Here is a 5,313-nt window from a genome sequence, read left to right as displayed (position 1 = left end):
CGCCGCGCGCCGGCCCGGGCAGGGCGTCCGGGGCGGTTCCCTCGCACGGGTCGAGGGGGATCCCGTGGTGCACCGCCACCACCCGCTCGGGGCGCGCCCCGAGGAGCTCGACGACCTCGGCGGCCACGAACCGGGAGGGCGTGTGGACCCAGGCCCCGTCGGCCAGCGCCCGGCGGACGAGGCGGGGGAAGGTGCGTGTGTAGTCGTCGCACATCTCCGGGAAGCGGACCGGCGTGAGGTCGTGCACGGTCACGACCCGCGCCGCCCGGCGGGTCGGGGGAACCACGAAGTTGGTGCCGTGGACCACGTCCTCGGGGCCGGTCCACCACTCCACCGGCGGCATCCGGCTCACGCCCCACGCCCGGTGGAGGGGCCGGGCGGGCATGGCCCGATCGACCACCCGCACCCCCTCGGGCAGGTGGGGCCGGATCCCGCCCCGCCGGCGCCAGCTCACGGCAAAGGCGCTCATCTCCAGCTCCGGCCTCCCCGCCAGGCAGGCAAGCGCCCACTCGCAGAACACGCCCACCCCGGTGCGCACGCCGAGCAGCGGCGTGGCGTCGACGGCCACCCGCAGGCGCTCCGCTGCCGTGCCCTGATGGCGCTCGGCTGCCGTGCCCCGATGGCGCTCCGCTGCCATGCGGCCGAGCCTTGCATACCGGCCCCGCGGCCCATCCCTTACCCTGACCGGCGTGACTGCCGCCCCGGGGCCGCGGTGATCGCCGCTCTGGCCGGCGGGGTCGGGGCCGCCCGGATGCTCGCCGGTCTCATCGGCGCCGTGCCCGCCCGCGCCATCGCTGCCGTCGTGAACACCGGGGACGACCTCGAGCTGCACGGCCTGCACATCAGCCCCGACCTCGACACCGTGACCTACACGCTGGCGGGGGCGGTCAACCCCGAGACGGGCTGGGGCCTCACCGGCGAGACGTGGCGCACCATGGACGCCCTCGACCGCTACGAGGGCCAGACCTGGTTCCGGCTCGGGGACCTCGACCTGGCCACCCACCTCTACCGCACCCAGCGCCTGTCGGAGGGTGCGGGCCTGGCGTCGGTCACCGCCGAGATCGCCGCGGCGTGGGGCGTGGAGGTGGGCCTGCTGCCGATGAGCGAGGACCCGGTGCGCACCGTCCTCACCGTCGAGGGCGAAGGTGAGCTCTCCTTCCAGCAGTACTTCGTGGCCCGGCGCCACGACGTGACGGTCGAATCGGTCCGCTTCTCCGGTGCCGAGGCGGCCACGCCGGGCCCGGGCGTGCTCGACACCCTCGCGACGGCGGAGGCCGTCGTGATCTGCCCGTCCAACCCGATCGTGTCGATCGGCCCGATCCTGGCCGTGCCGGGCATCGCCGGCGCCGTGCGGGCGCGGCGGGACCGAACGGTGGCGGTGTCCCCGATCGTCGCCGGCTCCGCCCTCAAGGGCCCCGCCGACCGGTTGATGCGCGAGCTGGGCCACGACGCGTCGGTGGTCGGGGTGGCCCGGATCTACGCCCCGCTCGCCTCCGTGCTGGTGATCGACGAGGCCGACGCCGACCTAGCGGGCGCAGTGGAGGACCAGGGGATGCGGGCCGTGGTGACGGCGTCGGTCATGACCTCGCCGGACGTGGCCCGCCACCTGGCGGAGACGACGCTGGCGTCGGTGCTGGCGTAAGTGCTGACGATCATCCCCGTCGAAGGGGTGCCGGCGGTGGGCCCGGGGGAGGTGCTGGCCGACGTGATCGCCGCCCACGCCGACCTGACGGAGGGGGACGTCGTGGTCGTCACCCAGAAGGTCGTCTCCAAGGCCGAGGGCCGGCTGGTCGCCGTCGACCCCGACGATCCGCTCTCGCACAAGTCGCTGGTGGAAGAGGAGGCCGTCCGCGTCCTGCGCCGGCGCGGCGACCTGGTGATGACCGAGACCCGCCACGGCTTCGTGTGCGCCAACTCCGGCGTCGACCTGTCGAACGTCGAGCGGGGGTGGGCGGCGCTGCTGCCCGTGGACCCCGACCGGTCGGCCCGGCGCATACGCGACGGGCTGCGCGCCCGGCTCGCGATCTCGGTCGGGGTGATCGTGTCCGACACCTTCGGGCGGACGTGGCGGCGGGGGCTCACCGACGTCGCCATCGGCTGCGCGGGTGTGGCCGCCGTCGTCGACCTGCGGGGGACCTCGGACACCTACGGGCGGGAGCTGCAGGTGACCGAGGTGTGCGTGGCCGACGAGCTGGCCGGGGCGGCGGAGCTGGTGATGGGGAAGTCGCGGGAGGTGCCCTTCGCGGTGATCCGCGGCGTGGACGCCGAGTGGCTGCGCGAGGCCTCGGTGTCCACCGAGATCGTGCGGCCGTGGCAGGAGGACCTGTTTCGCTGACGACGGCGCCGCCGGCCGTCCCCCCCGCCGATCCCGTGGCGCCGCGCCGGTGGCGGCTCGACCCTCTGGCCCTGGCCGCCGTCGCCGTCCCGACCGTGGTGCTGGCGGTGGTGGCGGCGTTGGACCGGATCGGGCCGTGGGGGGACCAGGGGGCCATCCAGCTGGCGACCGACCGGGCCGGCCGCTTCTCCCAGCTGGTGGGGCCGTACTCGCGCTTCGGGTGGAGTCATCCCGGCCCGCTGTGGTTCTACCTGCTGGCCGGGCCCTACCGGCTGTTCGGGGGGACGGGCCGGGGGCTGGCGGCGGCGACGGTCGTGGTGACCGGCGTGGCGGCGCTGGCCGCGGTGGCCGTGGTGGCCCGGCTGGGAGGGGCGGCGGCGGGGCGCTGGGCGGCGGTGGTGGTGGTCGCCCAGCTGGCCGCCCTGGGGCCGGCGACGGTGGCCGAGGTGTGGAACCCGGCGGCGATCATCGTGCCCACGGCGCTGTTCCTCGTGTTCTGCGCCGGCCTGGCCGTGGGCCGGTGGTGGATGCTGGCCGGGGCCGTCGGGGCGGGCGGCTTCCTGGTGCAGACCGACGTGAGCACCGGGTTGGTGGTGGCCGTGGTCGGGCTGGTGGCGCTGGTGTCCGCCGCCGTGCGGGGCCGGTTCGCCCGGAGCCGGTCCGCCCGGACCGGGCGGGAGGTCGGGCTGGGGATCGGGGTGGCGGCGGGGCTGGCCGTCGTCGTCTGGCTGCCCGCTCTCGTGCAACAGCTGACCGGGTCGCCCGGGAACCTGAGCCGGGTGGTCCGGTTCTTCCGCTCGGGCCCGGGACCCGGTACCGGCCTGGCGACGCATCACCCGTTCGGGCCCGCCGCCCGGTCCGTCGCCGGGGCCCTGTGGCCCCCGCTCCGAGGGCGCCTCGGTGCGGGTCCGCCCGGACCGGCCGCCACCGCCGTGATCCTTCTCGGCGCCCTGGCGCTGGCGGCGGTGGCGGTCGCGGTGGGCACCCGCCGGGGCCGGCACCTGGGTGCCGCCCTGGGGGGGGCGGGCGGACTGGCCGTGGTCGTGGGGGTGGTGTCGGCCACCCGGGCCACCGGGCCGCTCTACGCCTACCTCACCGAGTGGCTCTCCGGTGCCGGGGCGGTGATCGTGCTCGGCCTGGTCCTGGCCCTGACCGGGGAGCGGGGACAGCGGTCCGGGGAGCGCCGCCGGGTGGTCGAGGGCCGCCGGGCGGGCGCAGCGGCGGTGCTGGCGGCGGTGGCCCTGGTGGCGCTGGCGGCCGTGCTCCGGCCCCCTCCCCCCGCAGGGGGCGCCCAGGCCGACGCCCTGTTCGCCGCGGTGCTACCGACCCTGCCACCCGCCGGGCCGGACCGGGCCGCTCCCCCGGTGGAGGTGGCCGTCGCCACCCCGGACCGCTGGCCGTGGGCGGCCGGGCTGCTGGTGGACCTCGGCCACCACGGCTACCGGCCGGTGGCCCAGGCGAATTGGCTGTTCCTGTTCGGCAGCCAGCTCGCCTACTCCGGCCATCCCGCTGCCACGGTGTCGGTCTGGACGCCCGGGAGCGGGCCCCGGCCCCCCGGACGGCAGGTGGCGGTCGTGGGCCGGACCGCCGTGTTCGTCAGCTCTTCCTGACCTCGCGGAACCACTCGGTGACGGCGCCGACTCCCTCGGCCAGTGACGTCCACGGCTTCCACGCCAGGTGGATGGCGGCCTTGCCCGGGTCGAGGCAGCTCCGGAACAGCTCCCCGATCCGGGCCGGAGCGCGAACGGCGGGCAGGTCCACCCCGGCCGCCCGCGCCATCTCGGCGTAGAGGTCGTTCACCGACGTCTCCTGCCCGGTGCCGATGTTCAGCAGCAGGCCTCCCGCCTTCTCCGCCGCCCGGGCGAAGGCGTCCACCACGTCGTCCACGTACACGAAGTCGCGGGTCTGGCGGCCGTCACCGAAGACGGTGCAGGGCCGGCCGGCGAGGAGGTTGCCGGCAAAGATCGCCACCACCCCGGCCTCCCCGTGCGGGTCCTGACGGGGGCCGTACACGTTGGCCAGAGCCAGGATCGTGAATTCGAGGTCGTGCAGCTCCCGGTAGGCGGCCAGGTAGTCCCCCACCGCGTTCTTGGCCACGCCGTACGGGGACAGGGGCCGGCGGGGGTGACTCTCCTTTACGGGCAGGGCGGACACGTCGGGGTCCCCGTAGATGGTGCCGCCGCTGGACGCGAACACGACCTTGCGCGCCCCCGCCTGGCGCGCCGCCTCGAGGATGTTGATGCTCCCGAGGATGTTGACCTCGGCGTCGAAGACGGGCCGGGCCACCGAGACCCGGACGTCGGCCTGGGCCGCCAGGTGGAAGACGACCTCGGGCCGGCGGCGGCCCACCAGCTCGGTGATCTCCGGGGAGCGGATGTCGGCCTGGTGGAACGAGAACGTCCGGTCCCCGGCGCGGCGGGCGGCGGCCAGGTTGGCCAGCGAGCCGGTGGACAGGTCGTCGATCACGTCGACCTGGTGGCCCTCGGCCAGGAGGCGGTCGACGAGGGTCGAGCCGATGAACCCCGCTCCCCCGGTGACGAGCGTCCTCAAGGCGCCTCGACGGGGACCCGCTCGTCGGCCAGCACCCGCCCCGCCGCCACCTCGGCGTCGCACCCGACGACCGTGACCGGGCCCAGCCGGGCCCGGGCGCCGATGCGGGCGCCCCTCCCGACGATCGATCCGTCCACCACCGCCCCGGCCCCGACGACCGCCCCCGGCAGCACGACCGAGTCGCGGACCTCGGCGCCGTCCTCGACCCTGGCTCCCGCCCCCACGACGGAATGGCACACCCGCGCTGTGGCCGCCACCTCGGCGCCGGGCCCGATGAGGGCCGCCCCTTCGACCAGGTCGAGGTTGGCCTTCAGGTACTGGGCCGGCGTACCGGTGTCGAGCCAGTAGGCGTCCGACGCCAGGGCAAAGAGCCGGCCCTCCCCCACCAGCGCCGGGAACGTCTCGCGCTCGATGGAGATCCGGGCCCC

6 protein-coding genes are annotated in these 5,313 nt (G+C 76.1%); 3 read left to right on the top strand and 3 right to left on the bottom strand.

Annotation, left to right across the window (positions count from 1 at the left end; genetic code table 11):
- A partial coding sequence (locus tag VFW24_06150; GenBank protein HEX5266337.1) for a glycosyltransferase occupies positions 1–637 on the bottom strand: 637 nt, incomplete at its 3' end.
- 75 nt (positions 638–712) lie between these two features.
- On the opposite strand from VFW24_06150, the gene cofD reads away from it, so the two are divergent.
- Genes cofD through VFW24_06135 form a run of 3 tightly spaced genes read left to right on the top strand, consistent with a single transcriptional unit; the run spans position 713 to position 3,945 of the window.
- Positions 713–1,642, top strand: a complete 930-nt coding sequence (cofD, locus tag VFW24_06145) for a 2-phospho-L-lactate transferase (GenBank protein ID HEX5266336.1) — start codon at positions 713–715, stop codon at positions 1,640–1,642.
- A complete protein-coding gene (cofE, locus tag VFW24_06140) occupies positions 1,643–2,335 on the top strand; it encodes a coenzyme F420-0:L-glutamate ligase (protein HEX5266335.1) in 693 nt (230 codons plus the stop codon). It begins immediately after the preceding gene.
- Positions 2,311–3,945, top strand: a complete 1,635-nt coding sequence (locus VFW24_06135; protein HEX5266334.1) for a hypothetical protein — start codon at positions 2,311–2,313, stop codon at positions 3,943–3,945. Before cofE ends, VFW24_06135 begins: the two co-directional genes overlap by 25 nt.
- Here VFW24_06135 and VFW24_06130 read toward each other — a convergent pair.
- Entirely contained in the window at positions 3,932–4,885 is a 954-nt protein-coding gene (locus VFW24_06130; protein ID HEX5266333.1) for an NAD-dependent epimerase/dehydratase family protein, read from the bottom strand. The genes VFW24_06135 and VFW24_06130 overlap by 14 nt on opposite strands.
- The coding region (locus VFW24_06125) for an NDP-sugar synthase (GenBank protein HEX5266332.1) at positions 4,882–5,313 on the bottom strand (432 nt) is incomplete at its 5' end. The genes VFW24_06125 and VFW24_06130, both read right to left, overlap by 4 nt.

Source organism: Acidimicrobiales bacterium (assembly GCA_036273495.1).
In the GTDB taxonomy this organism is placed as follows: domain Bacteria; phylum Actinomycetota; class Acidimicrobiia; order Acidimicrobiales; family JAJPHE01; genus DASSEU01.
This window is presented reverse-complemented; position numbering and strand designations above follow the sequence as displayed.